Genomic DNA, 25,342 nt, shown 5'->3' with positions numbered 1-25,342 from the left:
GCGTCACATGATCGATACGCAATATTCCCTGGCGGCTACCCAGGCCGCGATCCCCTCCGAGCCGATCGCTCCCGGCGCTGCCGGGCGTTCCGTCGGCACGCCGCAAGCGGCTGCGGAACTGGCGCAGGCGCCGGCCACGCGGGCCGACCGGGTCGAGCTGAACGCTCCGCGCCAGGCGCTCGACCCGGTGCGCATGGAAGCGGCCGGCAGCGAGTTGGACAGCAGCGTCGAGCTTCTGCTGATTCTCTTCCGCATCGCGCAGAAGGCGCGCGAGCTGGGCGTGCTCCAGCGCGACAACGAGAACCAGGCGATCATCCATGCGCAGAAGGCGCAGGTGGACGAGATGCGCAGCGGCGCCACGCTGATGATCGCCATGGCGGTGATCGCCGGCGTCGGCGCGTTGGCCTCGGCAGTGGTCGGCAGTCTCGGCGCGTTGAAGAACGGCAAGGCCATCAGCCAGGAGAAGACCCTGCAGAAGAACATCGATGGGCGCAACGAACTGATCGACGCGAAGATGCAGGCGCTTGGCAAGACCTCCGACGAGGATCGCAAGATCGTCGGCAAGGTCTGGGCGGCGGACCAGGTGCAGGACAGTGTGGCGTTGCGTGCGGCGGGCCGTGCCTTCGAGAGCCGCAACGGCGCCCTACAGGTGGCCAACACGGTGATCCAGTCCTTCGTCCAGATGGCCAACGCCTCGGTCCAGGTGCGCCAGGGCGAATCGCAGGCGAGCGCCCGGGAAGGAGAGGTCAACGCCACCATCGGGCAGAGCCAGAAGCAGAAGGTCGAGGACCAGATGAGCTTCGATGCCGGCTTCATGAAGGACGTCCTGCAGCTCATCCAGCAGTACACCCAGAGCCATAACCAGGCCTGGCGTGCGGCGGCCGGAGTGGTCTGAGCCGTCTCCGCGCGGGAGGAAAAGGCCACAGCGATGTGGCTTTTTTCTTAAAAGAAAAGTCTCTCAGTGACAAAAGCGATGCATAGCCCGGTGCTAGCATGCGCTGAGCTTTAGGAGGCGCCCCCATGGATTTAACGAGCAAGGTCAACCGACTGCTTGCCGAGTTCGCAGGCCGTATCGGTTTGCCTTCCCTGTCCCTCGACGAGGAGGGCATGGCGAGCCTCCTGTTCGACGAACAGGTGGGCGTCACCCTGTTGCTGCTCGCCGAGCGCGAGCGTCTGTTGCTGGAGGCCGATGTGGTGGGCATCGATGTGCTGGGCGAGGGGATCTTTCGCCAGCTCGCCAGCTTCAACCGCCATTGGCACCGTTTCGATCTGCATTTCGGCTTCGACGAGCTGACCGGCAAGGTCCAGTTGTATGCGCAGATTCTCGCAGCGCAACTGACCCTCGAATGCTTTGAGGCGACCTTGGCCAACCTGCTCGATCACGCCGAGTTCTGGCAGCGCCTGCTGCCGTGCGACAGTGATCGCGAGGCGGTCGCTGCGGTCGGCATGAGGGTTTGAGCGGCCCCATGAAAATCGAATCGATTTCGCCGGTGCAGCCGTCCCAAGACGCTGGAGCTGAGGCGGTGGGGCATTTCGAGGGGCGTTCGGTGACCCGCGCGGCCGTTCGCGGCGAGGACCGTTCCAGCGTGGCCGGGCTGGCGCGCTGGCTGGCGCGCAACGTGGCTGGCGATCCGCGTAGTGAGCAGGCCTTGCAGCGTCTCGCCGACGGTGACGGCACGCCGCTGGAGGCGCGCACGGTCCGGCGCAGGTGAGGTGCTGGATGCTGTTGCCGCTGGCGTTGCTGCTCGGCGGTTGCGTCAGCCAGCCCGCGCCGATGTCGCCGAAGGTGACGGTGGGTGGTTCGGTGGGCGGCGTTTCCCTGCAGGCGCGCCAGGCGCAACTCAGGCTGCGCCTGTATGCCGTCGTTCAGGGAAGGATGCAAACGATTGCCGAGCGGCGCTACTGGGTGTCCGGGTTGCCGTTGCGCTATGCCTTCGATCTGGAGGTCGACAGGTTGGAGGGCGAGGCATTGTACCTGCGTACCGAGCTTTCCTGGGTGGGCGTCGCGGCGGTCCAGGCGAGCGCCTGGCAACAGGTGGCGGCGGGCGTCGATGAGCGGGTCCGGCTGGTTCGGCGCGACTGTTTTCCGAATTGTACGGCCGCTCGCCCGGAAGAAAGATCTGGCAACGATTGATACATTGCCTGCTGTTTCGGAAAGTGCGTATGGAGATTAAAGAAGTGCAAGTCTCGTTCGTTTTCAGGGAAGGCCTCGAATAATAAAGCTGGTACTTTTGTTCCGCTTCTAAAGAAGGCTGGATTAATTGGCGGAAGCCGACTCGCTCTGCGAATCAGCGCACGTCGGATAATCCTGATTATTATAAAATCGACTCCGTGCTCATGGCTTTGAAAATCAATAAAACGGAGCGTATTCATGCCTCTCCGCTAGGCGGGGCATTCAAGGTACGACGGGAAGTGTTGGGGTTCTTATAATATGCAAGGAGCCAAATCTCTTGGCCGAAAGCAGATAACGTCTTGTCATTGGAACATTCCAACTTTCGAATACAGGGTAAACAAGGAAGAGGGCGTATATGTTCTGCTCGAGGGCGAACTGACCGTCCAGGACATCGATTCCACTTTTTGCCTGGCGCCTGGCGAGTTGCTTTTCGTCCGCCGCGGAAGCTATGTCGTAAGTACCAAGGGAAAGGACAGCCGAATACTCTGGATTCCATTATCTGCCCAGTTTCTACAAGGCTTCGTCCAGCGCTTCGGCGCGCTGTTGAGTGAAGTCGAGCGTTGCGACGAGCCCGTGCCGGGCATCATCGCGTTCGCTGCCACGCCTCTGCTGGCCGGTTGCGTCAAGGGGTTGAAGGAATTGCTTGTGCATGAGCATCCGCCGATGCTCGCCTGCCTGAAGATCGAGGAGTTGCTGATGCTCTTCGCGTTCAGTCCGCAGGGGCCGCTGCTGATGTCGGTCCTGCGGCAACTGAGCAACCGGCATGTCGAGCGTCTGCAGCTATTCATGGAGAAGCACTACCTCAACGAGTGGAAGCTGTCCGACTTCTCCCGCGAGTTCGGCATGGGGCTGACCACCTTCAAGGAGCTGTTCGGCAGTGTCTATGGGGTTTCGCCGCGCGCCTGGATCAGCGAGCGGAGAATCCTCTATGCCCATCAGTTGCTGCTCAACAGCGACATGAGCATCGTCGATATCGCCATGGAGGCGGGCTTTTCCAGTCAGTCCTATTTCACCCAGAGCTATCGCCGCCGTTTCGGCTGCACACCGAGCCGCTCGCGGCAGGGGAAGGACGAATGCCGGGCTAAAAATAACTGACGTTTTTTGAAAGCCCGGTAGCGGCTGCATGAGTAGAATCGGCCCAAATTGCAGGCTCTGACGAGCGCGCAATGTAGTGAGGAAGCCAAGGCAGAGAATGGAGCAGGAAGACGATAAGCAATACTCCCGAGAAGCGGTGTTCGCTGGCAGGCGGGTATCCGTGGTGGGCTCGGACGCCCGCTCGCGGGGTCGGGTGCCGGGTTACGCATCGAGCAGTTTGTATCGTGAGTCCGGAATCATCAGTGCGCGGCAACTGGCGTTGCTGCAGCGGATGCTGCCGCGCCTGCGGCTGGAGCAACTGTTCCGCTGCGAGTGGTTGCAGCAGCGCCTGGCGCGCGGCCTGGCGCTGGGGCGCGAAGAGGTGCGGCAGATTCTCCTCTGCGCGGCGCAGGACGACGACGGCTGGTGCGCCGAACTGGGCGACCGGGTCAACCTCGCCGTGCCGCAGTCGATGATCGATTGGGTCCTGCTGCCGGTCTATGGCTGGTGGGAAAGCCTGCTCGACCAGGCGATCCCCGGCTGGCGCCTGTCGCTGGTGGAGCTGGAGACCCAGTCCCGGCAACTGCGAGTCAAGTCCGAATTCTGGTCCCGCGTGGCCGAGCTGGAGCCGGAGCAGGCCCGCGAGGAACTGGCCAGGGTCGCCAAGTGCCAGGCGCGCACCCAGGAACAGGTGGCCGAACTGGCCGGCAAGCTGGAGACGGCTTCGGCACTGGCGAAGAGCGCCTGGCCGAACTGGCAGCGGGGCATGGCGACGCTGCTCGCCAGCGGCGGGCTGGCCGGCTTCGAGCCGATCCCCGAGGTCCTCGAATGCCTCTGGCAACCTCTCTGCCGGCTGGACGACGACGTCGGCGCGGCGGACGCCGTCCAGGCCTGGCTGCACGAACGCAACCTGTGCCAGGCACAGGATCACTTCTACTGGCAGAGCTGAGCGGCCGGCGAAAGCCGGCCCTACCGAGGAATCATGGATCATCTGTTGAGCGGATTGGCCACTCGCCTGGGCCAAGGGCCCTTTGTTGCCGATCGGACGGGTTCGTACCACCTGCGCATCGACGGACAGAGCGTCCTGTTGCTGCGCCAGGGCGACGACCTGCTGCTGGAAAGCCCGCTGGAGCACGCCCCCCTGGATCCGCAGCGCGACCAGCTGGGGTTGCTGCGGGCGCTGTTGTCGCGGGTCGCCAGTTGGAGCCGGCGCTATCCCCAGGCCATCGTCCTGGACGCGGACGGGCGCCTGCTGTTGCAGGCGCGGCTGGGCCTCGACGGCCTCGATCCCGAGCGACTCGAACGGGCCCTGGCCGCCCAGGTGGGGCTGCTCGAGGCGCTGGCGCCGGAGCTGGAACCGCTGCCCCGCGGGTTGCCGCCGCAGGCTCCGGTGTGGCGTCCCTGATGCGCCGCCTGCTGATCGGCGGACTGCTGGCGCTGCTGCCTGGCGCGGTCTTGCGCGCGCAGCCGCTGGACTGGCCCAGCCTGCCTTACGACTATGTGGCGCAGGGCGAAAGCCTGCGCGACGTGCTGGCCAACTTCGGCGCCAACTACGATGCCTCGGTGATCGTCAGCGACAAGGTCAACGACCAGGTCAGCGGTCGCTTCGACCTGGAAAGCCCGCAGGCCTTCCTGCAGTTGATGGCCTCCCTCTACAACCTCGGCTGGTACTACGACGGCACCGTGCTGTACGTATTCAAGACCACCGAGATGCAATCGCGGCTGGTGAGGCTGGAGCAGGTCGGCGAGGCCGAGCTGAAGCGCGCGCTGACCGCCGCCGGCATCTGGGAGCCGCGCTTCGGCTGGCGTGCCGACCCTTCCGGGCGGCTGGTGCACGTGTCCGGTCCGGGGCGCTATCTCGAACTGGTCGAGCAGACCGCCCAGGTGCTGGAGCAGCAATACACCCTGCGCAGCGAAAAGACCGGCGACCTCAGCGTGGAGATCTTCCCGCTGCGCTATGCGGTCGCCGAGGACCGCAAGATCGAGTACCGCGACGACGAGATCGAGGCGCCGGGCATCGCCAGCATCCTCTCGCGGGTGCTCAGCGATGCCAACGTGGTTGCGGTGGGCGACGAGCCGGGCAAGCTGCGCCCGGGACCGCAATCGAGCCATGCGGTGGTCCAGGCGGAACCGTCGCTGAATGCGGTGGTGGTGCGCGACCACAAGGACCGGTTGCCCATGTATCGCCGCCTGATCGAAGCCCTCGACCGGCCCTCGGCGCGGATCGAGGTCGGCTTGTCGATCATCGACATCAATGCCGAGAACCTCGCCCAGCTGGGCGTCGACTGGAGCGCCGGGATTCGCCTGGGCAACAACAAGTCGATCCAGATCCGCACCACCGGCCAGGATAGCGAGGAGGGCGGCGGCGCCGGTAACGGGGCGGTCGGCAGCCTGGTGGACAGTCGCGGGCTGGATTTCCTGCTGGCCAAGGTCACCCTGTTGCAGAGCCAGGGGCAGGCGCAGATCGGATCCCGGCCGACCCTGCTGACCCAGGAGAATACCCAGGCGGTGCTCGACCAGAGCGAAACCTACTATGTGCGGGTCACGGGCGAGCGGGTGGCCGAGCTGAAGGCGATCACCTACGGCACTATGCTGAAAATGACGCCGCGAGTGGTGACTCTCGGCGATACGCCGGAGATCAGCCTCAGTCTGCACATCGAGGACGGCAGCCAGAAACCCAATAGCGCCGGCCTGGACAAGATCCCCACGATCAACCGCACGGTGATCGATACCATCGCCCGCGTGGGCCATGGCCAGAGCCTGCTGATCGGCGGCATCTACCGCGACGAACTGAGCCAGAGCCAGCGCAAGGTACCCTGGCTCGGCGACATTCCCTATCTCGGCGCGCTGTTCCGCACTACCGCGGACACCGTGCGCCGCTCGGTGCGGCTGTTCCTCATCGAGCCGCGGCTGATCGACGATGGCGTCGGCCATTACCTGGCGCTGAACAACCGTCGCGACCTGCGCGGCGGCCTGCTTGAAATCGACGAGTTGTCGAACCAGAGCCTGTCGTTGCGCAAGCTGCTCGGTAGCGCCCGCTGCCAGGCGCTGGCGCCGGCCAGGGCCGAACAGGAGCGCTTGCGCCAGGCCGGCCAGGGTTCGTTCCTCACGCCCTGCCGGATGGGTGCGCAGGAGGGCTGGCGGGTGACCGACGGCGCCTGTCCCAAGGACGGCGCCTGGTGCGTCGGCGCGGAGCGCGGGAATTAGCATGGCCTGGAAGATCCGCTTCTACAGCGGGCTGAACCAGGGCGCCGAAGTCTCGCTCGGAGAGGGCCGGGTGGCGCTTGGCAGCGATCCGTTGCAGGCCGACCTGGTGTTGCTCGACGAGGGCATCGCGGCAGTCCACCTGGTGCTCGAGGTCGATGCCCAGGGCGTGCGCCTGCTGGAATGGGCGGAGGGCTGCGAGCCTCGCCAGGACGGCCAGGCGCAAGTCGCCGGAGCGATCCTGCAGGCGCTTGCCGGGCAGACCTGCGGCCCGCTGCGCTGGGCATTCTGCGACCCGCAGCGGAGTTTTCCCGAGCGTTTCCCCGAAGCCGAGGTGCAGACCGCGCCAGTGCGCCGCAAGTCGTCCGCCCGTGCCGGCGGGGCCTGGCTGCTCGGCGTCAGCCTGGCGCTGGCGCTGTGTCTGCTGGGCATGCTCGTCGAACCCTGGTCGGCCCGCCAGCACGGCATGGCCGGCGAGGAGCCCCTGGCGAAGGTGCGCGCCTACCTGCGCGAGCAGGGCATGAGCGAGGTGGATGTGCAGCGCCAGGGCGACAGTCTCCTGCTCGGCGGCTACCTGGAGGACAACGCCCGGCGCCTGGCGCTACAGCGCTACCTCGATGGCAGCGGCGTGGACTACCGACTGGAAGCACGGAGCATGGAAGACATTCGCCAGGGCGTGGATTTCATCCTGCAGAAATTCGGCTATCGGCAGATCCTCAGCAGCAACGCGGACAAGCCTGGCTGGGTCCGGCTCAACGGCGAACTGGCGGAACAGGACGAACGCTGGGCGCGGATCGACGCATTGCTGGAGTCCGAGGTGCCGGGCCTGCTCGGGGTGGAAAACCAGGTCCGGGTGGCCGGCTCGCACCTGCGCCGCCTCGAGCGCCTGCTGGCGGACGCCGGCCTCGACCGGCAACTGAGTTTCCGCGAGCGCGGCGAGCGCATCGAGTTGAGCGGCACGCTCGACGAGGTCCAGCTCAGCGCCTTCTACCGCCTGCAGCGCGAGTTCCAGCAGGAATTCGGCAACCGCCCGAGCCTGGAGCTGCTCAGTCGCGGCAAGCGCGCCAGCGGCGACGAACTGGAGTTCACGATTCGCTCGGTGTCGCTGGGGCGGGTGCCCTATGTAGTGCTCGGCGACGGCCAGAAATACCCGGTGGGCGCCTCGACATCCCGCGGTGTGCGAATCCTCGCCATCGAGCCGGAGTCGATCCTGGTGGCCCGCGGCAAGCAGCGTTTCATCATCAATCTCAAAGGGGAGGTGCTCCATGATGACAGCCTTGGAAACGCGACTGTCGGTCGCTGACGGCACGCATGCCGCAGCGCTCCGGCAGCGTCTGCAGGCGGCGCTGGCGGAGTGTCGCCGGGAACTGGCCAGAGGCGCCGGCCCGGAGCGTTTCCAGTTCCTGCAACAGCAGGCCCGGGCCCTCGAAGGCGGTCTCGGCATTCTTTCGCAGCTCACAGAGGACTAAGCATGGCGCAGATATTCAACCCCAACCCGGGGAATACCCTCGATACCGTGGCCAATGCCCTGAAGGAGCAGGCCAACGCAGCGAACAAGGACGTCAACGACGCGATCAAGGCCTTGCAGGGGACCGACAATGCCGACAACCCGGCGCTGCTGGCCGAGCTGCAACACAAGATCAACAAGTGGTCGGTCATCTACAACATCAACTCGACGGTGACCCGTGCGCTGCGCGACCTGATGCAAGGCATCCTGCAGAAGATCTGAACATGGACACTTCACTGATACGCGAATTGGCGGAACTGGCGCTGGCCGGCAGCGGGCAGCACTGCCACGAAGAGGCGCTGTGCATCGCCGAGTGGCTGGAGCGCCTCGGACAGGACGAAGCGGCGCGGCTGATCCGGATTTCCAGCCTGGCCAACCAGGGGCGCTATCAGGAAGCCCTGGCCTTCGCCCATGGCAATCCCTGGCCGGCGCTGGAGCCCTGGTTCGCCTTGTGCGAGTGGCACCTGGGGCTGGGCGCCGCGCTGGACCGCAGGCTGGCCGGGCTGGGCGGCAGCAGCGATCCTGCCCTGGCCGACTTCGCCGCCGGCATGCGCGCCCAGGTGCGGACATGAGCCGCATCGACACGCCGCCGGGATTCGCCGTCTATCCGTCGGCCAGTCCAAAGGCGGCGAACCTGCCGGCTGTCGATCAGGTGCTGGCTTTCGAGCAGGCCCTCGGCGGCGAGCCGCCGGCGGCCGGACGCCGCCTGGCCGGGTTGGAGAACGGCGCTCTCGGCGAGCGCCTGCTGCAGCGCTTTGCCCAGCCGCTGCAAGGGTTGGAGGCGGACCGCCTGGAGCTGAAGGCGATGCTCCGTGCGGAACTGCCGCTGGGGCGCCAGCAGCAAACCTTTCTCCTCCAGTTGCTCGGTGCAGTCGAGCATGCGCCGGGCGGCGAATACCTGGCGCAAATGGCGCGTCGCGAATTGCAGGTGCTGATCCCGCTCAACGGCATGCTCGACAACCTCGTGCGCAACAGCCACAAACTCGACCTGGAGTCATGATGGATATCTCTCGGATGGGCGCCCAGGCGCAGATCACCAGTCTCGAAGAACTCTCCGGCGGCCCGGCCGGCGCGGCCCACGTCGCCGAGTTCGAACGGGCGATGGGCGGTGCCGGCAGCCTGGGCGGCGACCTGCTCAGCGAACTGGGGCAGATCAGGGAGCGTTTCAGCCAGGCCAAGCAGGAGTTGCAGGTGGAGCTGTCGACGCCCGGCGACGATCCCAACAGCCTGATGCAGATGCAGTGGTCGCTGATGCGCATCACCATGCAGGAAGAGCTGATCGCCAAGACCGTCGGGCGCATGAGCCAGAACGTCGAAACCCTGATGAAGACCCAATGAGGCGAACGGGAAAGGTCTGTCGCGCATGGCGCTCCTGGCGCTGGTCCTGGCGTTGGGCGGGTGCAAGGTCGAACTCTATACCGGGATCAGCCAGAAGGAAGGTAACGAGATGCTGGCGCTGTTGCGTTCGGAGGGCGTTTCCGCGGACAAGCAGGCGGACAAGGATGGCACCGTGCGCCTGCTGGTGGAGGAATCGGATATCGCCGAGGCGGTGGAGGTGCTCAAGCGCAAGGGCTATCCGCGGGAGAACTTCTCCACGCTGAAGGATGTGTTTCCCAAGGACGGGCTGATTTCCTCGCCCATCGAAGAGCGCGCGCGGCTCAACTACGCCAAGGCCCAGGAGATTTCCCATACCCTTTCCGAGATCGATGGCGTGCTGGTGGCGCGGGTCCATGTGGTGCTGCCCGAGGAGCGCGACGGACTGGGCAGGAAGTCCTCGCCGGCATCGGCCTCGGTGTTCATCAAGCACGCCGCCGACGTGCAACTGGATGCCTACGTGCCGCAGATCAAGCAACTGGTGAACAACGGCATCGAAGGACTCAGCTACGACCGCATCAGCGTGGTCCTGGTGCCGTCGGCCGGGGTCCGCCAGGTCCCGCTGGCGCCACGCTTCGAGAGTGTCTTCTCGATCCAGGTGGCGGAGCACTCGCGCGGACGCCTGCTCGGTCTGTTCGGCCTGCTGCTGGCGTTGCTGCTGGCGAGCAACCTGGCGCAGTTCTTCTGGCACCGGCAACGGGGCTGAGCGGCGCGATGCCATTGACGGCCTACCAGTTGCGCTTCTGCCCGGCCTGCTACATTCACGAGTCGCACCTGCCCGCGGTATTGCTGCGGTTGCTGCCGGCGCTGCCGGACTGGCGGCGACAGAGCGTTCTCAACGCCTGGCTGCTGGAGCAACTGGAATTGGACTGCGCGTTCCGCATGCCCGCGCAACTGGGCGGGCTGGCCCTTTACCCGCAGGCGGCGCTGGAACGGACCCTGGGCTGGCTCGGCGCGCTGCTGCACGGCCAGGCCTTGCGGCAGGTGCTGGATGGTGCGCGGGTTCGGCGCATCCGCGCGCAGATCGGCGAACAGGGCCAGCGTTTCTGCCTGGAACAGCTCGACCTGCTCATCGGTCGCTGGCCGCCCGGCTGGCAGCGGGCCTTGCCGGAAAACCCGGAAGAAGGCTATTTCCGGCGCTGCGGCCTGGCTTTCTGGCTGGCCGCCTGTAGCGATGCCGACTGCGGTTTCTCGCGGCGTCTGCGCCTGCGCCTGGAGGCCATGCCGGCCCCGGCGGACTGGACCTTCGACGAACAACGGCGATCCCTGGCGCGGACCCTGTGCCTGAAGGTCGCCCGACAAGCGAGCGATGAATGCTTCCATTTGTTGAACTAGACGCCAGTCGCGTACGGCTGGCCCCCGGGCAGGCCCTGTTGCGCGCCCGCGACTTCCAGGACTACCTCAGCGCCAACCGCCTGGTGGAAGCGGCCCGCGAGCGTGCCGCCGAAATCGAGCGCGAGGCCCACGAGGTTTACCAGGAGCAGAAGCGCCTGGGCTGGGAGGCCGGACTGGAGGAGGCGCGTCTGCGCCAGGCCGGGCTGATCCAGGAAACGCTACTGCGCTGCAATCGCTACTACCGGCAGGTCGATCGCCAGCTTGGCGAGGTGGTGCTGCAGGCGGTGCGCAAGGTGTTGCGCCACTACGACGCTGTCGAGCTGACCCTGGCGGCCACGCGCGAGGCACTGGCATTGGTGAGCAACCAGAAGCAGGTGATCCTGCACGTCCAGCCGGAACAACTGGCCGCGGTGCGCGAGCAGGTCGCCCGGGTGCTCAAGGATTTCCCCGAGGTGGGCTACCTGGAAGTGGTCGGCGATGCCCGGCTGGACCAGGGCGGTTGCATCCTGGAAACCGAGATCGGGATCATCGACGCTTCGCTCGACAGCCAGTTGGCGGCGTTGCAGGCCGCATTGACGGAGAGCGTGGCGCGGAGCGGCGAGGAGGAAGGGGACGCCGGTTGAGGGAACCAGGCGCCGCCCCCGGCCCGGGCGTTGGCTCCGGGCCGAGGGCTGAGGCGCTGCCGTTCGCCCGCGGCGGCGACGCTGGCGGTGCGGTCGGCGCCTTCAGAGCAGGGTGAAGCTGCGGCTTTCGGTTTGCGCCGAATCCAGGCCGACGAAGACCTTGAACTCGCCTGGCTCGGCCGTGTGCCTGAGCTGGCTGTCGTAGAACTTCAGGTCTGCCTCGCCGAGGCGGAAGACGATCTCCCGCGATTCGCCGGGCTCCAGCATCACCTTGCGGAACCCGCGCAGTTCCTTCACCGGACGGCTGAGGCTGGCGACCGGGTCCTGCAGATAAAGCTGGACCACCGTGGCGCCGGCGCGCTTGCCGCTGTTGCTGAGCGTGACCCGCGCTTCCAGGGTAGCGCCGCGGGCCAGCCGTTCGCTGGACAGGCGCAGGGGCGAGAGACTGAACTCGGTGTAGCTGAGGCCGTAGCCGAACGGGTAGAGCGGGCCGTTGGCTTCGTCGAAATAGCGCGAGGTGTATTTGCCGGGGTTGTCGTGGTCCATCGGCCGGCCGGTGTTCAGGTGGTTGTAGTAGACCGGAACCTGGCCCACCGAGCGGGGGAAGGACATGGTCAGCTTGCCGCTGGGGTTGTGCTCGCCGAACAGCACGTCGGCGATGGCGTTGCCGCCTTCGGTGCCACTGAACCAGGTTTCCAGGATCGCGTCGGCGTTTTCCTGCTCCCAGCCCAGCGATAGCGGTCGGCCGTTCATCAGCACCAGCACCAGCGGCTTGCCGGTGGCCTTCAGTGCCTTCAGCAGCCGCCGCTGGCTGGCCGGGATGCGCAGGTCGGTGCGACTGGAGGCCTCGTGGGCCATGCCCTGCGATTCGCCGACCACGGCGACCACCAGGTCGGCGTCGCGCGCGGTGCGCAAGGCCTCCTCGAGCATCGCCTCGGCGGAGCGCGGATCGACCTCGACTTCCGGGTTGTAGCTGTTCAGGTAGTCGAGGATCGCCTGGTCGCCACTGACGTTGGCACCCTTGGCGTAGAGCAGGGTGGCACGCTCGCCGACGGCATTGGCCAGGCCCTGGTAGACGGTTACCGCCTGGCGTGGCACGCCGGCTGCCGACCAACTGCCGATGACGTCGCGCTGGCTCTTGGCCAGGGGGCCGATCACGGCGATCCGCCCCTGTTTCTTCAGCGGCAGCAGACCGTCGCGGTTCTTCAGCAGGACCAGTCCTTCGCGAGCCACCTCGCGGGCGGCCTGGCGGTGCAGGCGGCTCTCGGCGTTGGTGTCGAACGGCGGGTCGTCCGGCTTGCCCAGGCGCCGGTAGGGATCGGCGAACAGGCCGAGGTCGTACTTCGCCGCCAGCACGTCGCGGCAGGCGCGATCGATGTCGGCCTGGTCGATCTCGCCGGCCGCCAGCAGCTTCGGTAGCCAGGTCGAGTAGAGATCGTCGTTCATGTTCATGTCGACACCGGCCTGGATCGCCAGGCGCGTGGCGTCCCGCTCGTTGCCGGCGAGGCCGTGCTTGATCAGTTCCTTCACCGCGCCGTGGTCACTGATGGTCAGCCCCTTGAAGCCCCACTGCTGGCGCAACAGGTCGGTCAGCAGCCAGCGGTTGGCGGTGGCGGGCACGCCGTTGATGGTGTTCAGCGAGACCATCACCGCGCCGGCGCCGGCGTCCACCGCGGCCTTGTAGGGCGGCAGGTAGTCCTGGAACATGCGCGGCAGGCTCATGTCCACGGTGTTGTAGTCGCGGCCGCCTTCGGCCGCGCCGTACAGGGCGAAGTGCTTGACCGCCGCCATGATGCTGTCCGGGGCGGCCAGGTTGGAGCCCTGGTAGGCACGGACCATCACGCCGGACAGCAGCGAGGTCAGGTAGGTGTCTTCGCCGAAGCCTTCCGAGACCCGCCCCCAGCGCGCGTCGCGGGTGATGTCGACCATCGGCGAGAAGCTCATGTCGAGCCCGTCGGCGCTGGCTTCCAGGGCGGAGATCCGCGCGCTGCGGGCGACCACCTCGGGGTCCCAGCTGGCGGCCAGGCCGAGGCTGATGGGAAAGATGGTGCGGTGCCCGTGGGCCACGTCGTAGGCATGGAACAGCGGGATCTTCAGGCGGCTATGGCGGACCTGGTCCTGCATGGCGCGAATGTCCGGGCGGGTCACGGTATTGAATATGGCGCCGACCTTGCCGGCGCGGATATCCGCCATCAGCGCTTCCTTGGGATGGTCGGCGCCGACGCTGACCAGGCGTAGCTGGCCGATCTTTTCCGCGTTGCTCATGCGAGCCATCAGGCTGGCGATGAAACGCTCCTTGTCGGTGGCCGGCGGATTGCCGGATTCGCCCTGGCCAGCCGCCAGTGCCGGGCTCCCGCTCAGCCCGATGAGAAGCCCCAGTACACACAGCCTGTTCATGCATGTTTTCTCGTTATTGGATAGACGCTCGTCGTGGCGGCGTGACATGTCGCGGCATGCCGCCCGGCGGGCGCGACATAAGGTGTTCGCAGCGCGGGCGGAAGTCAACGAGACGGCGATGGGCGAATCTGCCGGTTCTGACAGGTCCCGTGGCGCGCCGCTGGCGGCGCTCAGGCGACGCTGGCGAGCAACTGCTCGGCCGGCATCGGCCTGCCGAGCAGGAAGCCTTGCAGCGAATTGCAGCCGAGGCGGGTCAGGAACTCCTGCTGGGCCTCGGTTTCCACGCCCTCGGCGACGATCTTCAGGTTCAGCGTGCGGCCGAGGGCGACGATCGCCGAGACGATCGCGGCGTCGTCGCTGTCGTGGGCCAGCTCGTTGATGAAGCCACGGTCGATCTTCAGTTCGCTCGCCGGCAGGCGTTTGAGATACAGCAGGCTGGAGTAGCCGGTGCCGAAGTCGTCGATGGAGATGCCGACGCCCATCGCCGACAACTGCTCGAGGATCACCAGGCTGGCATCGGCATCGCGCATGGCGGTCGATTCGGTCACCTCGAGGATCAGGTGGCTGGGCTCCAGGCTGTGGCGCAGGAGTGCGTTGCGTACCGAGTCGACCAGGCCGGCATGGGCGAACTGCAGGGCCGAAAGGTTCACCGCGATGTTCCAGTCCGCATGTCCGCCGTCCAGCCAGAGGCGCATCTGCCGACAGGCTTCGTCGAGCACCCACTCGCCGATCTGCACGATCAGGCCGGTCTTTTCCGCCAGCGGCAGGAACTGGCCGGGGGTGATCAGCCCGTGTTGCGGATGCTCCCAGCGCAGCAGCGCTTCCACGCCGATCATCGGTCCGTTCGGCGCCAGTACCTTGGGCTGGTAGTGCAAGACCAGTTGCCGGCGCTCCAGGGCCTGGCGCAGGTCATGCAGTAGTTGCAACTGTTCCTGGGCGTTGGCGTTCATCGAACTCTCGAAGAAGCAGTAGCCGTTCCGTCCCTGGTCCTTGGCGTGATACATCGCCGCGTCGGCATTGATCATCAGCTCGTGGCGGGTCTGCCCGTCGCCGGGGTAGAGCGCGATGCCGATGCTCGCCGAGATCCGCACCTCGTGGCGGGATATCTGGTACGGCTGGCTGATCCGCTTCACCAGCTTCTCGGCCAGGGTCGCGGCGTCGGCGGGCTCTCGGGCCTCGATCAGCAGGACGAACTCGTCGCCGCCGAGGCGGGCGATGGTGTCCTGGGCGCGGACGTTGGCGCGGATACGCTCGGCGACTTCGATCAGCAACAGGTCGCCGAGGTGATGGCCGTAGGCATCGTTGACCGCCTTGAAGCCGTCCAGGTCCATGAACAGCACGGCGAACCGGCGATCGTCGCGGATCGCCTGCTGGATCGCCTGCTCCAGGCGGTCGTCGAGGAGCATGCGGTTGGGCAGCTTGGTCAGGTTGTCGTGCAGGGCCAACTGGATCAGCTCGCGGTTGGCTCGTGCGAGGGAGGTGGCGAGCACCGAGGTACGTGCCTCGAGGCGCGAGTCCAGCACCGAGACGATCAGGGCGATGGCGATCACCGCCAGGGTGATCACGATGACCAGCACCGCCAGCCAGCCGTTGTCGATGCCTCGGCCGGCGGCGCCGCAGAAGCTGCCCAGGGGGAACTGCGCGGCGGCCATCCCGGTGTAGTGCATGCCGACGATGGCGCAGCCCATCACCAGGGCGGCGCCGGCGCGGACCAGGACGATGCGCCGGCTGCCATGGCGCAGGCGGAAGGCGATCCACAGCGCGGCGCCGGAGGCGATCACCGCGATCAGGATGGAGAGGCCGAGCCACAGCGGGTCGTAGACGATCCCCGGCATCATCAGCAGGGCGGCCATCCCGGTGTAGTGCATGGCGGCGATGCCGCTGCCCATCAGCAGGGCGCCCAGCGCCAGGCGTTGCCAGGGGAGTTCCGCCTGGCACACCAGCCAGAGGGCGAAGGCCGAACTGCCGACGGCCAGTAGCAGCGACAGCAGGGTCAGGCCCAGGTCGTAGCCGAGCGGGATCGGCAGGCTGAAGGCGAGCATGCCGACGAAATGCATCGACCAGATGCCGAAGCCCATGGCGAAAGCGCCGCCGATCAGCCAGGAGAGCGCCTCGCGGCCTTTCGCCAGGGTCACCCGGCCGGCCATGTCGAGAGCGGTGTAGGACGCCAGGATGGCCACAATCAGGGAAAAGGCGACAAGAACCTGGTTGTAGCTGCTGATAAGCATGAAAGCGTCCGAACGGGATAGCGGGAGAGAAGTGGTTGATATCAACCTGATATTATTGCACGAGTCGCTTTCGCCAATGCCATCGGGCAGGACCAACGGTTGCCGGCGCAGGCGGAATCTTGCTCAACGGCCGGGCCTTTTGTACAGCGCTTTGTCTGCCGCCGGTCGCCGCCCGCCGGGGCAGGCGGCGGAAAGCTCGGCAGCGCTGGCAGGTTGACGCTACCCTGAAAGAAGCCATGGTCGTCCGATCTTCCTCTGGCTTGATCAAAAAACTCTCATGATCGCCGACGATGGCTTCAGCTGAATGGGGAATCGGTGAACTTTCTGAATGTCTCGACAGGAGGTGCGTCTCATGGAAAAGCCCTTCTCGGATGATGTCAGCGTGAATGTCCTGCGTCGCATGAAAGAAGGCGGCTTCGACTTCGCGCGCATCCATCCCATCGACTTCTTCGCCATCTTTCCCAGTGAGCGGGAGGCCCGCCAGGCAGCGGGCCAGTTTCGCGGCGAATCCCTCAGGGCCCAGGTCGTCGCTCGCGACGATGGCTCCTGGAACCTGCAGGTCAGCAAGGTGATGTACGCCACCCATGCCGCCATCGGTGCCTTCGAACACGACCTGGAGGAAGTCGTGGTGCCGCTGGGCGGCGTGCTGGACGGGTGGGGCGTGACCCAGGAGGTCACTTCGCTGCGTCCGTGACGGCGGCGGGACCCCGGCCGCGATCCTGGGCCGGGGCTCCTGCGTCGGGCTTTCCTTCCTCGAAGGCTTTCCTTCAGACTGGGGAAGGAGGTAAGCCATGAGCGATATTCTGATCCTGACCCATGCCGAGTTCTGTCCGCCAGGCCATCTGGGTGCCGTGCTGGCGGAGCGCGGCCTGGACTTCCGCGTGATCCGCGCCGATCTCGGCGAACTCGCCGGTCTCGACGCCGAACGCCCGCGAGCGGTGGCGATCATGGGTGGGCCGATGAGCGTCAACGACGACCTGCCCTGGTTGCGCGACGAACTGGCGCTGCTGCGTCGCTTCATCGAGCGGCGCATCCCGCTGATCGGCCATTGCCTCGGCGGCCAGTTGCTGGCCCGCGCCCTGGGCGCGACGGTGCGGCAACAGCCCTACACCGAAATGGGCTGGCAGCCCATGCAGCGGGAAAGCCGCGACAGTCCATGGCTGGCCGGGCTGCCGGAGCGCTTCTCGATCTTCCAGTGGCATGGCGATGCCTTCGACCTGCCGCAGGGCGCCGAGCGCCTGCTGTCCAGCCCGTGGTGCGAGAACCAGGGGTTTTCCTGGGGTGGTCACGTACTCGGCCTGCAAGGCCATCCGGAAATGACCGAGGAACTGGTGCGGCGCTGGATCGCCGGCTGGCCGCACCTGCTCGATCCCTCCCAGCCCAGCCAGCAATCCGCCGAGGACATGCTGGCCGGGTTGCCTGCCAGGATTGCCGGGCTGAATCGGGTGGCCGAGGGTTTCTACCGTCATTGGCTGTCGCTGATCGATTGACCTTCCCGGCCGCGGGCGCCCCCCTGGCACTACCGCCGGTCCGCTTTATCGCTCGTTCGAGCGAGACGGCTGTCTGCATGGAAGGGAGGGGATAAGCCGTCTCCCTTCCGGGTCTGTTCTAGACTTATCGGTCCCACAGGTCGCTTCGCGATCGGCAGGTCGATGCCGGTCCGTGGCCGCGGGGCGCGCATGCCGTCGAACGGGGCGCCCTTCCTCTCCTTGTGGGCAGGATGCACCAGACTGGGGCGAACCCGCCGCGCCGACCCTGCGAATCGCCGACGAGCCGTGATCCGCGCGCTGGCACGGGCTTTGCGAGTTCCCCATCGTTCGTGACGACAAGGAGTCCGGCATGGCACGCATGTTTTACGACGAGATGCACGATGCTGGCGGCGAATGCCGCTCGCATTATCGGGAATTCGCTCGCTGGCTGGCCGACACCCCTGAAGAGCAACTGCTGCAACGCCGGCGTGAAGCCGACCTGCTGTTCCACCGCGCCGGCATCACCTTCACCCTGTACGGCGACGAGCAGGGCACCGAGCGCCTGATCCCCTTCGACACCATCCCGCGCAGCATTCCCGCGGCGGAGTGGGCGCACATCGAGGCCGGCTGCATCCAGCGCGTCCAGGCGCTGAACCTGTTCCTCGCCGACCTCTACCACGAACAGCGCATCCTCAAGGCCGGGGTGATTCCTGCCGAGCAGGTCCTGGCCAACGACCAGTACCAACTGGCGATGCAGGGACTGGACCTGCCGGGCAACGTCTACGCGCACATTGCCGGGGTCGACCTGGTCCGCGACGGCAGCGGCAACTACTACGTGCTGGAGGACAACCTGCGCACGCCCAGCGGTGTTTCCTACATGCTGGAAAACCGCAAGATGATGATGCGCCTGTTCCCCGAGCTGTTCGTCCGCCAGCGCGTGGCGCCGATCGACCACTACCCGGACCTGCTGCTCGACACCCTAAAGCGGGCCAGTGACGTCGAATCGCCGAGCGTGGTGGTATTGACGCCGGGACGTTTCAACAGCGCCTACTTCGAACACGCCTTCCTCGCCCGCGAGATGGGCGTGGAACTGGTCGAAGGCGCCGATCTGTTCGTCCGCGACGAGCGGGTCTACATGCGCACGACGGCCGGACCGCAACCGGTGGACGTGATCTACCGAAGGATCGACGACGCCTTCCTCGACCCGCTGGCGTTCAACCCGGATTCGCTGCTCGGCGTGCCCGGCCTGCTGGCCGCCTACCGGGCCGGCAACCTGGTGCTGGCCAACGCGATCGGTACCGGGGTGGCCGACGACAAGTCGATCTATCCCTACGTGCCGGACATGATCCGCTTCTACCTCGGCGAAGACCCGCTACTGCACAACGTGCCGACCTGGCAATGTCGCAAGCCGAAGGAACTGGCGCACGTCCTGGCGCACCTGCCGGAGCTGGTGGTGAAGGAGACCCAGGGTTCCGGCGGCTACGGCATGCTGGTCGGACCGGCGGCCAGCCGGGAGGAAATCGAGCTGTTCCGCGAGCGCCTGAAGGCTCGCCCGGAGGCCTATATCGCGCAACCGACGCTGTCCCTGTCGACCTGCCCGACCTTCGTCGAGAGCGGCGTCGCGCCGCGCCATATCGACCTGCGGCCGTTCGTCCTGTCGGCGCCGGATCGGGTTCGCCTGGTGCCTGGCGGGCTGACCCGGGTGGCGTTGCGCGAAGGCTCGCTGGTGGTCAATTCGTCCCAGGGCGGCGGCACCAAGGACACCTGGGTGGTGGAGGAATAAGCATGCTCAGCCGGACCGCTTCCGACCTGTACTGGATGTCGCGCTACCTGGAGCGCGCGGAGAACCTCGCCCGCATGCTCGACGTCAGCTATTCGCTGTCGCTGTTGCCGCAGGACCGCAACGGCGGCGGCCTGGACGAACTGGCCATGCCGCTGCTGATCACCGGCACCCTCGACGCCTACCTGGAGCGCCACGGCGAACTGGCCGCCGAGCGCCTGCTGAGTTTCTTCGCCCTCGACCCGGACAACCCGGCGAGCATATACAGCTGCCTGGCCGCTGCGCGTGCCAGTGCCCACGCGGTACGCGGGCGGATCACCCTGGACATGTGGGAGAACATCAACGCCACCTGGCTGGAAATGCGCGGCATCGCCGCCGAGGGCATCCTGCGCTATGGCATCAGTCGTTTCTGCGAATGGGTGAAGGACCGCTCGCACCTGTTCCGCGGCGCGACCTTCGCCACCAGCATGCGCAACGATGCGTTCCGCTTCATCCGTCTCGGAACCTTCATCGAACGCGCCGACAATACCTTGCGCCTGCTCGATGCGCGCTACCAGACCCAGGGCGAAGCGGCGCTCGCCGGGGCGGACGAGGGCACCGCGCGCGGCTACTACCAGTGGAGCGCGCTGCTGCGGGCGCTATCCGCCTTCGAGGGCTACACCGAGCTGTACCGCGCCTCGCCCAACGCGCGCAACATCGCCGAATTGCTGCTGTTGCGCGAGGACGTGCCACGTTCGCTGCTGTCCTGCATCGAGGAACTGAGCGAGATCCTTTCCGGCCTGCCCGGCGTCAACGGCCGGCCGGCGCAGCGCCTGGCCGCCGAGCTGGAGGCACGGGTGCGCTACACCGGCATCGACGAGGTGCTGGAACAGGGCCTGCATACCTGGATCACCGACTACATCCTGCTGGTTCGCCAGTTGGCCAACGCCATTCACAGCTCCTACCTGGAGGCCGCATGAGACTCTCGATCACCCACGACACCACCTATCGCTACGAAGACCGGGTGCGCGCCAGCATCCAGTACCTGCGCCTGACCCCGCAGGACAGCGAGCGCCAGCACGTGGTCGATTGGCGCCTGGACCTGCCGCGCCCGGCGCGGCCGCTGCGCGATCCGTACGGCAACATCCTGCACGTCCTGACCCTGGACGAACCGCATGAGTCGGTCCTGATCGCCGCCCACGGCCTGGTCGAGATCGACGAGGAGCGCGAGGTGGAGCACGATCGCCAGTCGCCGTTGCCGTTCCTGCGCAGCACCCGCCTGACCGGCGCCGATGCCGAGATGCGCGCCTTCGCCGAACGCGCCATGGGCGGCCGCAAGGACCGCGGCGGCCTGCTCGACCTGATGCATGCGCTGCACGAGCATATCCTCTACCAGCCGGGGGCGACCCGCGTCGACAGCACCGCCATCGAGGCTTTCGGCGCACGCGCCGGGGTCTGCCAGGACCATGCGCATGCCTTCCTCGCCTGCGTCCGCAGCCAGGGCGTGCCGGGGCGCTACGTCTCCGGCTACCTCTACACCGAGGACGATACGCACCTGGCCAGCCATGCCTGGGCCGAGGCCTGGCTCGGCGACGGCTGGTACAGCTTCGACGTGACCAACCGGCTCGGCCGTCCGGAGCGCCATCTCAAGCTGGCCGTCGGCCTCGACTACCTGGATGCCTGCCCGGTGCGCGGCTTGCGCCGTGGCGGCGGTTGCGAGCAGATGCATGCGAGGGTGCTGGTCAGCGTGCCGCTGCTGCAGGTGCAGCAACAGTGACGATCCATTGCGCGCCTGGCGTTATCGGCGATTGCCTTTACGCTTGAGGGGCGGGGACGGACGGAATAAGGAAGATTCGAGATGACCTACTGTGTCGCGATGCACCTGGCCGATGGGTTGGTGTTCGCCTCCGATTCGCGGACCAACGCCGGGATCGACCATATCGCCACCTTCCGCAAGCTGTTCACCTTCGGCACGCCCGGCGAGCGCCTGCTGGTGGTGCAGACGGCCGGCAACCTGGCGACCTCGCAATCGGTGATCAACCTGCTGCAGCAGCGCATCCGCCGGGACGGCGCCAGCCTGCTCAACGTGCCCTCGGTCTACGACGCCACGGCGCTGGTCGCCGAGACCACCCGCGAGGTGCTGGCCCGCGACAGCGGCAATCTGGCCGGCAATACCGACCTGAGCTGTTCCTTCCTGGTCGGCGGGCAGATCGCCAGCGGACCGCCGGCGCTGTACAGCATCTATCCCCAGGGCAACTTCATCCAGGCCACGCCGGACACGCCTTTCCTGCAACTGGGCGAAAGCAAGTACGGCAAGCCGATCCTCGACCGCAACCTGACTTTCGACACGCCGCTGGAGCAGGCCCTGCGCTGCGCGCTGGTGTCGTTCGACTCGACCATCCGCAGCAACCTCTCGGTGGGCATGCCGCTGGACCTGCTGGTCTACCACCGCGACAGCCTGATCCTGCCGGAGGGCTACCGGGTCACAGAGGACGACGCCTATTTCAGCGCCATCCGCCGCCAGTGGAGCGCCGGCCTGCACGACTTGCTGGAGCGCCTGCCGTCGCCGCCCTCGGTGTACAACATCTGACGCCGCTTCAGCCGGCCGCGCCCGCCTTGCGGCCGGCCATGTGGCGCAGGTAGCCGATCAACTGGCGCAACTCCTGGTCGTCGATCACCCGTTCCGGGAACGCCGGCATCTTCGCCTGCGGCCATTGCCGCAGCGCCTGCGGGTCGCGGATGTAGCGGGCGAGGAATTGCGGCTGGAAGTACTCGGTGGGGTTGTACGGCAGGTTCAGGTCCGGGCCGAACTGGGCGTCGCCGGCACCGTTGAGACGGTGGCAGGCCAGGCAGTTCTTCTGGAACACGGCGAAGCCGGCGCGCACCTCCGCGCTGGCGTCGGCGGCCGGCAGCAGGGCCGGGAAGCGTTCGGCCAGAGGGGACTGGTAGCGGATGCGGACGACCTGGAAGGGCCATTGCTCCGGACCGATGCGTTTTTCCTCGGGTTTGCTCCAGACCAGATAGAACGGCCCGGCGGACGGCTTGCCGGCGCCCAGCGGCGGCCAGGGGCGCTGCGGATCCTCTATCGCCAGCCAGGCTTGCGAGCCCTGTTCGGCGAGCAGCGGGGCGGCCGGCAACTCGGCGGCGAAGCCGTCGCTGGCCACGGCCTGCAAATGGTCTTCGGGATGCACGCCTTTCAACAACGCCGCCAGTGGCACGGCGCGGTAGCGCATGTTCCGGCGGTAGGCGACGTCGGCCGGGATGTCCAGGTCGCGGGCCTGCGGATGCCTGAGCAGTTCTTCGCTGCTCCAGGTCTGCGTGCCCCCCGGCAGTTCCAGGCGGAGCTCGGCGGCCCAGGCGGCAGCCACAGGGAAGAGCAGGGCACCTAGCAACGCCAGGCGCGGGAGAGTGACAGGCATGCGGGTTCCTCGTGCATCCGCCGGTTATGGCATGGAGCGAGAGATTGGCACGGAACGGGGGCCTCGCGGTAGCATGCGGGCCATTGCATAGCTGGCTAACCAAGGGGTTCCCGTGCTCGCCGAGTTGTTCGCCGTGATGGCGCCCGTGCTGTTCGGCGCCGGTGTCGGTTACGTCTGGGTCCGTCTCGGACACGCCTATCCGACCGAGTTCGTTTCGCGCATCGTGTTCAACATCGGTTCGCCATGCCTGATCCTCGCCACCCTGGCGCATACCCGGGTGGACCTGCACAGTTTCGGCCGGATGGCCCTGGCCAGCGCGCTGATCTGCGTCTGCATGGCTGCGCTGGGCTGGGCGGCGGCGCGCCTCGGGCGCCAGGAGTGGCAGGTGCTGGTGCCGGCCTACAGCTTCCCGAATGTCGGCAACATGGGCCTGCCGGTGTGCCTGTATGCGTTCGGCGAGGCGGGGATGACCCTGGCGGTGGCGTTCTACCTGATCATGTCGATCGGCAACTTCAGCCTCGGCGTGTTCTGGATGAGCGGCGAGCGCTCCTGGCGCTCGCTGCTGGGCAATCCGATCCTGCTCAGCGTGCTGCTGGCCTTGTTGTTGATGGGGCTCGACCTGCAACTGCCACGCTGGATGGCGAATACCGTCGACCTGATGGCCGGGCTGACCATTCCGCTGATGCTGATCACCCTCGGCGTGTCCCTGGCCAGCATCCGCCCGCGGCAACTGGGCAATGGCTTCTTCTATGGCGGCCTGCGTCTTCTGCTGGGGGCGCTGGTGGGCTGGTCGGTGGCGCTGGCGTTGCAATTGCCGCCGCTGGCGCAGGGGGTGCTGGTGGTGCAGTCGTCGATGCCGGTGGCGGTGTTCAACTATCTCTACGCCTTGCGCGGCAATCGTTCGCCGGATCAGGTCGCCAGCCTGGTGCTGTGTTCGACCCTGCTGTCGTTCGCCTTCATTCCGCTGCTGCTGACCTGGTGGCTGCCTGCGCTGCGCTGACCGCGAGGCGGTGCGCAGCGTGCAGGCAGCAGGTGCCCTAGCGGATCAGACTGTTAAGGTTGGGAAGGATCAGGATGACTGTGGTGGCGAAGACGATGAGGCTCGCTTGCCGCCATCTTTTTGGCTGCTCGTTCAACATGGCCTGTCTGCCTTTCTTGTTGTCGGGTGGCTGCCTGCTCCGCGCTACGGCCCGGCGGAACGGCTTGCCACGCAGTGGCGTACTCTTCGGTCGGCCCGGCATCCCCGGCGTCGACCTCCCTTTCGAACGCTTGCATGAATCAGTCTAAGCCCCGGCCTGCGCGGGCTTAGACCACTTGGATACAAGCTGCTGCGGTCTAGACATATTCCCTCTATATGACAGCGTGGTGACGGCTCTGGCGTGCGTCTCGACCGTTCGTCCGGTGTCCGGGTTTCCGGTCGAAAGATGGCATGGTGCTATCTTCCCGGCGTTGCAGGCTGAGCTGGGCGGTCAATCAGCCTGAGCGGTTCGGTCATTGTCCCGCCGGCGAGCCTGTTTAAGGTAGGCGGAGGCCCGCTCGGCCGGACGAGAACAGGATAAGAGAGACCGCCATGACCGACGCATTCATTTACGACGCCGTGCGTACTCCCCGCGGCAAGGGCAAGAAGGATGGCGCGCTGCACAGCGTCAAGCCGGTGAACCTGATGGCCGGGCTGTTGCGCGCGGTCCAGCGGCGCAACGACCTGGATACCGCCCAGGTCGACGATATCGTGCTCGGCTGCGTGACGCCGGTGGGCGACCAGGGCGCCGATATCGCCAAGACCGCGGCGCTGGTGGCCGACTGGGACGAACAGGTTGCCGGCGTGCAGATCAACCGTTTCTGCGCCTCCGGCCTGGAGGCGGTGAACCTGGGGGCGATGAAGGTACGCTCCGGCTTCGAGGACCTGGTCCTGGTCGGTGGCGTCGAGTCCATGTCACGCGTGCCGATGGGCTCCGACGGCGGCGCCTGGGCACTGGATCCGGAAACCAACCTGCACACCAGCTTCGTCCCGCAAGGGATCGGCGCCGACCTGATCGCCACCCTGGAAGGCTTCAGTCGCGCCGATGTCGATGCCTTCGCCCTGCGCTCCCAGCAGAAGGCCGCCAAGGCCCGCGCCGAAGGGCTGTTCGGCAAGTCGCTGGTGCCGGTCGCCGACCAGAATGGCATCGTCCTGCTCGACCACGATGAGTTCATTCGCGCCGACTCCACCCTGGAAGGGCTCGCCGCGCTCAAACCGAGTTTCGAGATGATGGGGCAGATGGGCTTCGACGCCACCGCGCTGCGCAAGTACAGCCAGGTCGAGCGCATCGAGCACGTGCATACGCCGGGCAACAGCTCGGGGATCGTCGACGGCGCCAGCGCCATGCTCATCGGCTCCGAGGCCAAGGGCCGCGAACTGGGCCTGAAGGCGCGGGCGCGGATCGTCGCTACCGCGGTGACCTCCACCGACCCCACCATCATGCTTACCGGCCCCGCGCCGGCGACCCGCAAGGCCCTGGCCAAGGCCGGCCTGAAGGTGGAAGACATCGACCTGTTCGAAGTCAACGAGGCGTTCGCTTCGGTGGTGATGAAATTCATGAAGGACATGGGCGTGGCGGAAAGCAAGGTCAACGTCAACGGCGGCGCCATCGCCATGGGCCACCCGCTCGGCGCCACCGGCTGCATCATCCTCGGCACGCTGCTCGACGAACTGGAGCGGCGCAACCTGCGCTACGGCCTGGCCACCCTCTGCGTAGGCGGCGGCATGGGCATCGCCACCATCATCGAGCGCGTGTGAAGGG

Annotated in this window: 27 protein-coding genes and 1 pseudogene; 25 read left to right on the top strand and 3 right to left on the bottom strand. The window is 66.6% G+C overall.

All coding sequences use genetic code 11. From position 1 onward, the window contains the following. Nucleotides 1-7 precede the first annotated feature (7 nt). The 17 genes and pseudogenes from popD (at nt 8) to pscL (ending at nt 11,290) form a co-directional block, all read left to right on the top strand. Nucleotides 8-895 carry a type III secretion system translocon subunit PopD gene (gene popD / locus ACM0M4_RS17915; protein WP_003100771.1) on the top strand — a complete coding sequence of 296 codons (888 nt, stop codon included), beginning with the start codon at nt 8-10 and terminating at the stop codon, nt 893-895. Between the two features lie 125 nt (nt 896-1,020). Then, nucleotides 1,021-1,458: a type III secretion system regulatory chaperone ExsC gene (gene exsC, locus ACM0M4_RS17910; protein WP_009876222.1), complete on the top strand. Its 438-nt coding sequence runs from the start codon at nt 1,021-1,023 to the stop codon at nt 1,456-1,458. 8 nt (nt 1,459-1,466) lie between these two features. Then, entirely contained in the window at nt 1,467-1,712 is a 246-nt protein-coding gene (gene exsE, locus ACM0M4_RS17905; protein WP_003100766.1) for a T3SS regulon translocated regulator ExsE, read from the top strand. 8 nt (nt 1,713-1,720) lie between these two features. Further along, on the top strand, nt 1,721-2,134 hold the full coding sequence (gene exsB, locus ACM0M4_RS17900; protein ID WP_016253569.1) for a YscW family type III secretion system pilotin ExsB: 414 nt from the start codon (nt 1,721-1,723) through the stop codon (nt 2,132-2,134). Nucleotides 2,135-2,431: 297 nt separating this feature from the next. Continuing rightward, nucleotides 2,432-3,268 (top strand): T3SS regulon transcriptional activator ExsA, encoded by an 837-nt coding sequence (gene exsA, locus ACM0M4_RS17895; protein WP_003120334.1) that lies wholly within the window; start codon nt 2,432-2,434, stop codon nt 3,266-3,268. A 97-nt stretch (nt 3,269-3,365) separates the two neighbouring features. Beyond that, nucleotides 3,366-4,196, top strand: a complete 831-nt coding sequence (gene exsD, locus ACM0M4_RS17890; protein ID WP_003124833.1) for a T3SS regulon anti-activator ExsD — start codon at nt 3,366-3,368, stop codon at nt 4,194-4,196. A 33-nt stretch (nt 4,197-4,229) separates the two neighbouring features. After that, on the top strand, nt 4,230-4,652 hold the full coding sequence (gene pscB / locus ACM0M4_RS17885) for a YscB family type III secretion system chaperone PscB (RefSeq protein ID WP_003100754.1): 423 nt from the start codon (nt 4,230-4,232) through the stop codon (nt 4,650-4,652). Then, nucleotides 4,652-6,454 (top strand): SctC family type III secretion system outer membrane ring subunit PscC, encoded by a 1,803-nt coding sequence (pscC, locus tag ACM0M4_RS17880; RefSeq protein WP_003109511.1) that lies wholly within the window; start codon nt 4,652-4,654, stop codon nt 6,452-6,454. The genes pscB and pscC overlap by 1 nt, the downstream gene beginning before the upstream one ends. 1 nt (nt 6,455) lies before the next feature. Next, on the top strand, nt 6,456-7,754 hold the full coding sequence (gene pscD, locus ACM0M4_RS17875) for a SctD family type III secretion system inner membrane ring subunit PscD (RefSeq protein ID WP_003100752.1): 1,299 nt from the start codon (nt 6,456-6,458) through the stop codon (nt 7,752-7,754). Continuing rightward, on the top strand, nt 7,717-7,920 hold the full coding sequence (gene pscE / locus ACM0M4_RS17870) for a YscE family type III secretion system co-chaperone PscE (RefSeq protein ID WP_003100751.1): 204 nt from the start codon (nt 7,717-7,719) through the stop codon (nt 7,918-7,920). Before pscD ends, pscE begins: the two co-directional genes overlap by 38 nt. Nucleotides 7,921-7,922: 2 nt before the next feature. Continuing rightward, nucleotides 7,923-8,180: a type III secretion system needle filament protein PscF gene (gene pscF, locus ACM0M4_RS17865; RefSeq protein WP_003087729.1), complete on the top strand. Its 258-nt coding sequence runs from the start codon at nt 7,923-7,925 to the stop codon at nt 8,178-8,180. A gap of 2 nt (nt 8,181-8,182) precedes the next feature. After that, nucleotides 8,183-8,530, top strand: a complete 348-nt coding sequence (pscG, locus tag ACM0M4_RS17860) for a YscG family type III secretion system chaperone PscG (RefSeq protein ID WP_003100735.1) — start codon at nt 8,183-8,185, stop codon at nt 8,528-8,530. Next, nucleotides 8,527-8,958, top strand: a complete 432-nt coding sequence (gene pscH, locus ACM0M4_RS17855) for a YopR family T3SS polymerization control protein PscH (RefSeq protein ID WP_221345408.1) — start codon at nt 8,527-8,529, stop codon at nt 8,956-8,958. Before pscG ends, pscH begins: the two co-directional genes overlap by 4 nt. Beyond that, entirely contained in the window at nt 8,958-9,296 is a 339-nt protein-coding gene (gene pscI, locus ACM0M4_RS17850; protein WP_003120330.1) for a SctI family type III secretion system inner rod subunit PscI, read from the top strand. The genes pscH and pscI overlap by 1 nt, the downstream gene beginning before the upstream one ends. Next, nucleotides 9,293-10,038, top strand: a pseudogene (pscJ, locus tag ACM0M4_RS17845) (SctJ family type III secretion inner membrane ring lipoprotein Psc). The gene pscI and the pseudogene pscJ overlap by 4 nt, the downstream one beginning before the upstream one ends. 8 nt (nt 10,039-10,046) lie before the next feature. Further along, nucleotides 10,047-10,667, top strand: coding sequence for a SctK family type III secretion system sorting platform protein PscK (gene pscK, locus ACM0M4_RS17840; RefSeq protein ID WP_034010006.1), 621 nt, complete (start codon nt 10,047-10,049; stop codon nt 10,665-10,667). Continuing rightward, nucleotides 10,646-11,290 carry a SctL family type III secretion system stator protein PscL gene (pscL, locus tag ACM0M4_RS17835; RefSeq protein WP_054376050.1) on the top strand — a complete coding sequence of 215 codons (645 nt, stop codon included), beginning with the start codon at nt 10,646-10,648 and terminating at the stop codon, nt 11,288-11,290. Before pscK ends, pscL begins: the two co-directional genes overlap by 22 nt. Before the next feature lie 102 nt (nt 11,291-11,392). Here pscL and bglX read toward each other — a convergent pair whose 3' ends face one another. Beyond that, nucleotides 11,393-13,687 carry a beta-glucosidase BglX gene (bglX, locus tag ACM0M4_RS17830; RefSeq protein ID WP_003113557.1) on the bottom strand — a complete coding sequence of 765 codons (2,295 nt, stop codon included), beginning with the start codon at nt 13,685-13,687 and terminating at the stop codon, nt 11,393-11,395. A 170-nt stretch (nt 13,688-13,857) separates the two neighbouring features. Next, nucleotides 13,858-15,915 carry a putative bifunctional diguanylate cyclase/phosphodiesterase gene (locus tag ACM0M4_RS17825; RefSeq protein ID WP_003113558.1) on the bottom strand — a complete coding sequence of 686 codons (2,058 nt, stop codon included), beginning with the start codon at nt 15,913-15,915 and terminating at the stop codon, nt 13,858-13,860. Between the two features lie 352 nt (nt 15,916-16,267). Between ACM0M4_RS17825 and ACM0M4_RS17820 the strand changes: the two genes are divergently transcribed. From ACM0M4_RS17820 to ACM0M4_RS17795, 6 genes are all read left to right on the top strand, one after another. Next, nucleotides 16,268-16,609 (top strand): ribonuclease E inhibitor RraB, encoded by a 342-nt coding sequence (locus ACM0M4_RS17820; RefSeq protein WP_003087738.1) that lies wholly within the window; start codon nt 16,268-16,270, stop codon nt 16,607-16,609. Between the two features lie 97 nt (nt 16,610-16,706). Continuing rightward, on the top strand, nt 16,707-17,405 hold the full coding sequence (locus tag ACM0M4_RS17815) for a type 1 glutamine amidotransferase (protein WP_003100718.1): 699 nt from the start codon (nt 16,707-16,709) through the stop codon (nt 17,403-17,405). A gap of 349 nt (nt 17,406-17,754) precedes the next feature. After that, entirely contained in the window at nt 17,755-19,167 is a 1,413-nt protein-coding gene (locus tag ACM0M4_RS17810; protein ID WP_003087741.1) for a circularly permuted type 2 ATP-grasp protein, read from the top strand. Nucleotides 19,168-19,169: 2 nt separating this feature from the next. Next, nucleotides 19,170-20,123: an alpha-E domain-containing protein gene (locus ACM0M4_RS17805; protein WP_003087742.1), complete on the top strand. Its 954-nt coding sequence runs from the start codon at nt 19,170-19,172 to the stop codon at nt 20,121-20,123. Then, a complete protein-coding gene (locus tag ACM0M4_RS17800; protein WP_003113560.1) occupies nt 20,120-20,920 on the top strand; it encodes a transglutaminase family protein in 801 nt (266 codons plus the stop codon). Before ACM0M4_RS17805 ends, ACM0M4_RS17800 begins: the two co-directional genes overlap by 4 nt. Nucleotides 20,921-21,001: 81 nt before the next feature. Continuing rightward, a complete protein-coding gene (locus ACM0M4_RS17795) occupies nt 21,002-21,733 on the top strand; it encodes a peptidase (RefSeq protein ID WP_221345407.1) in 732 nt (243 codons plus the stop codon). A gap of 7 nt (nt 21,734-21,740) precedes the next feature. On the opposite strand, the gene ACM0M4_RS17790 is transcribed toward ACM0M4_RS17795, so the two are convergent. Continuing rightward, the gene (locus ACM0M4_RS17790) at nt 21,741-22,562 is read right to left on the bottom strand and encodes a cytochrome c (RefSeq protein ID WP_003100707.1); all 822 of its coding nucleotides are present in this window, start codon (nt 22,560-22,562) and stop codon (nt 21,741-21,743) included. 112 nt (nt 22,563-22,674) lie between these two features. Between ACM0M4_RS17790 and ACM0M4_RS17785 the strand changes: the two genes are divergently transcribed. Next, nucleotides 22,675-23,562, top strand: a complete 888-nt coding sequence (locus ACM0M4_RS17785) for an AEC family transporter (RefSeq protein WP_003087746.1) — start codon at nt 22,675-22,677, stop codon at nt 23,560-23,562. 570 nt (nt 23,563-24,132) lie between these two features. Next, entirely contained in the window at nt 24,133-25,338 is a 1,206-nt protein-coding gene (locus tag ACM0M4_RS17780; protein ID WP_003087747.1) for an acetyl-CoA C-acetyltransferase, read from the top strand. Nucleotides 25,339-25,342 lie beyond the last annotated feature (4 nt).

The sequence above is a fragment of the Pseudomonas sp. 18-147 genome (assembly GCF_051048045.1).
Classification (GTDB): domain Bacteria; phylum Pseudomonadota; class Gammaproteobacteria; order Pseudomonadales; family Pseudomonadaceae; genus Pseudomonas; species Pseudomonas aeruginosa.
This window is presented reverse-complemented; position numbering and strand designations above follow the sequence as displayed.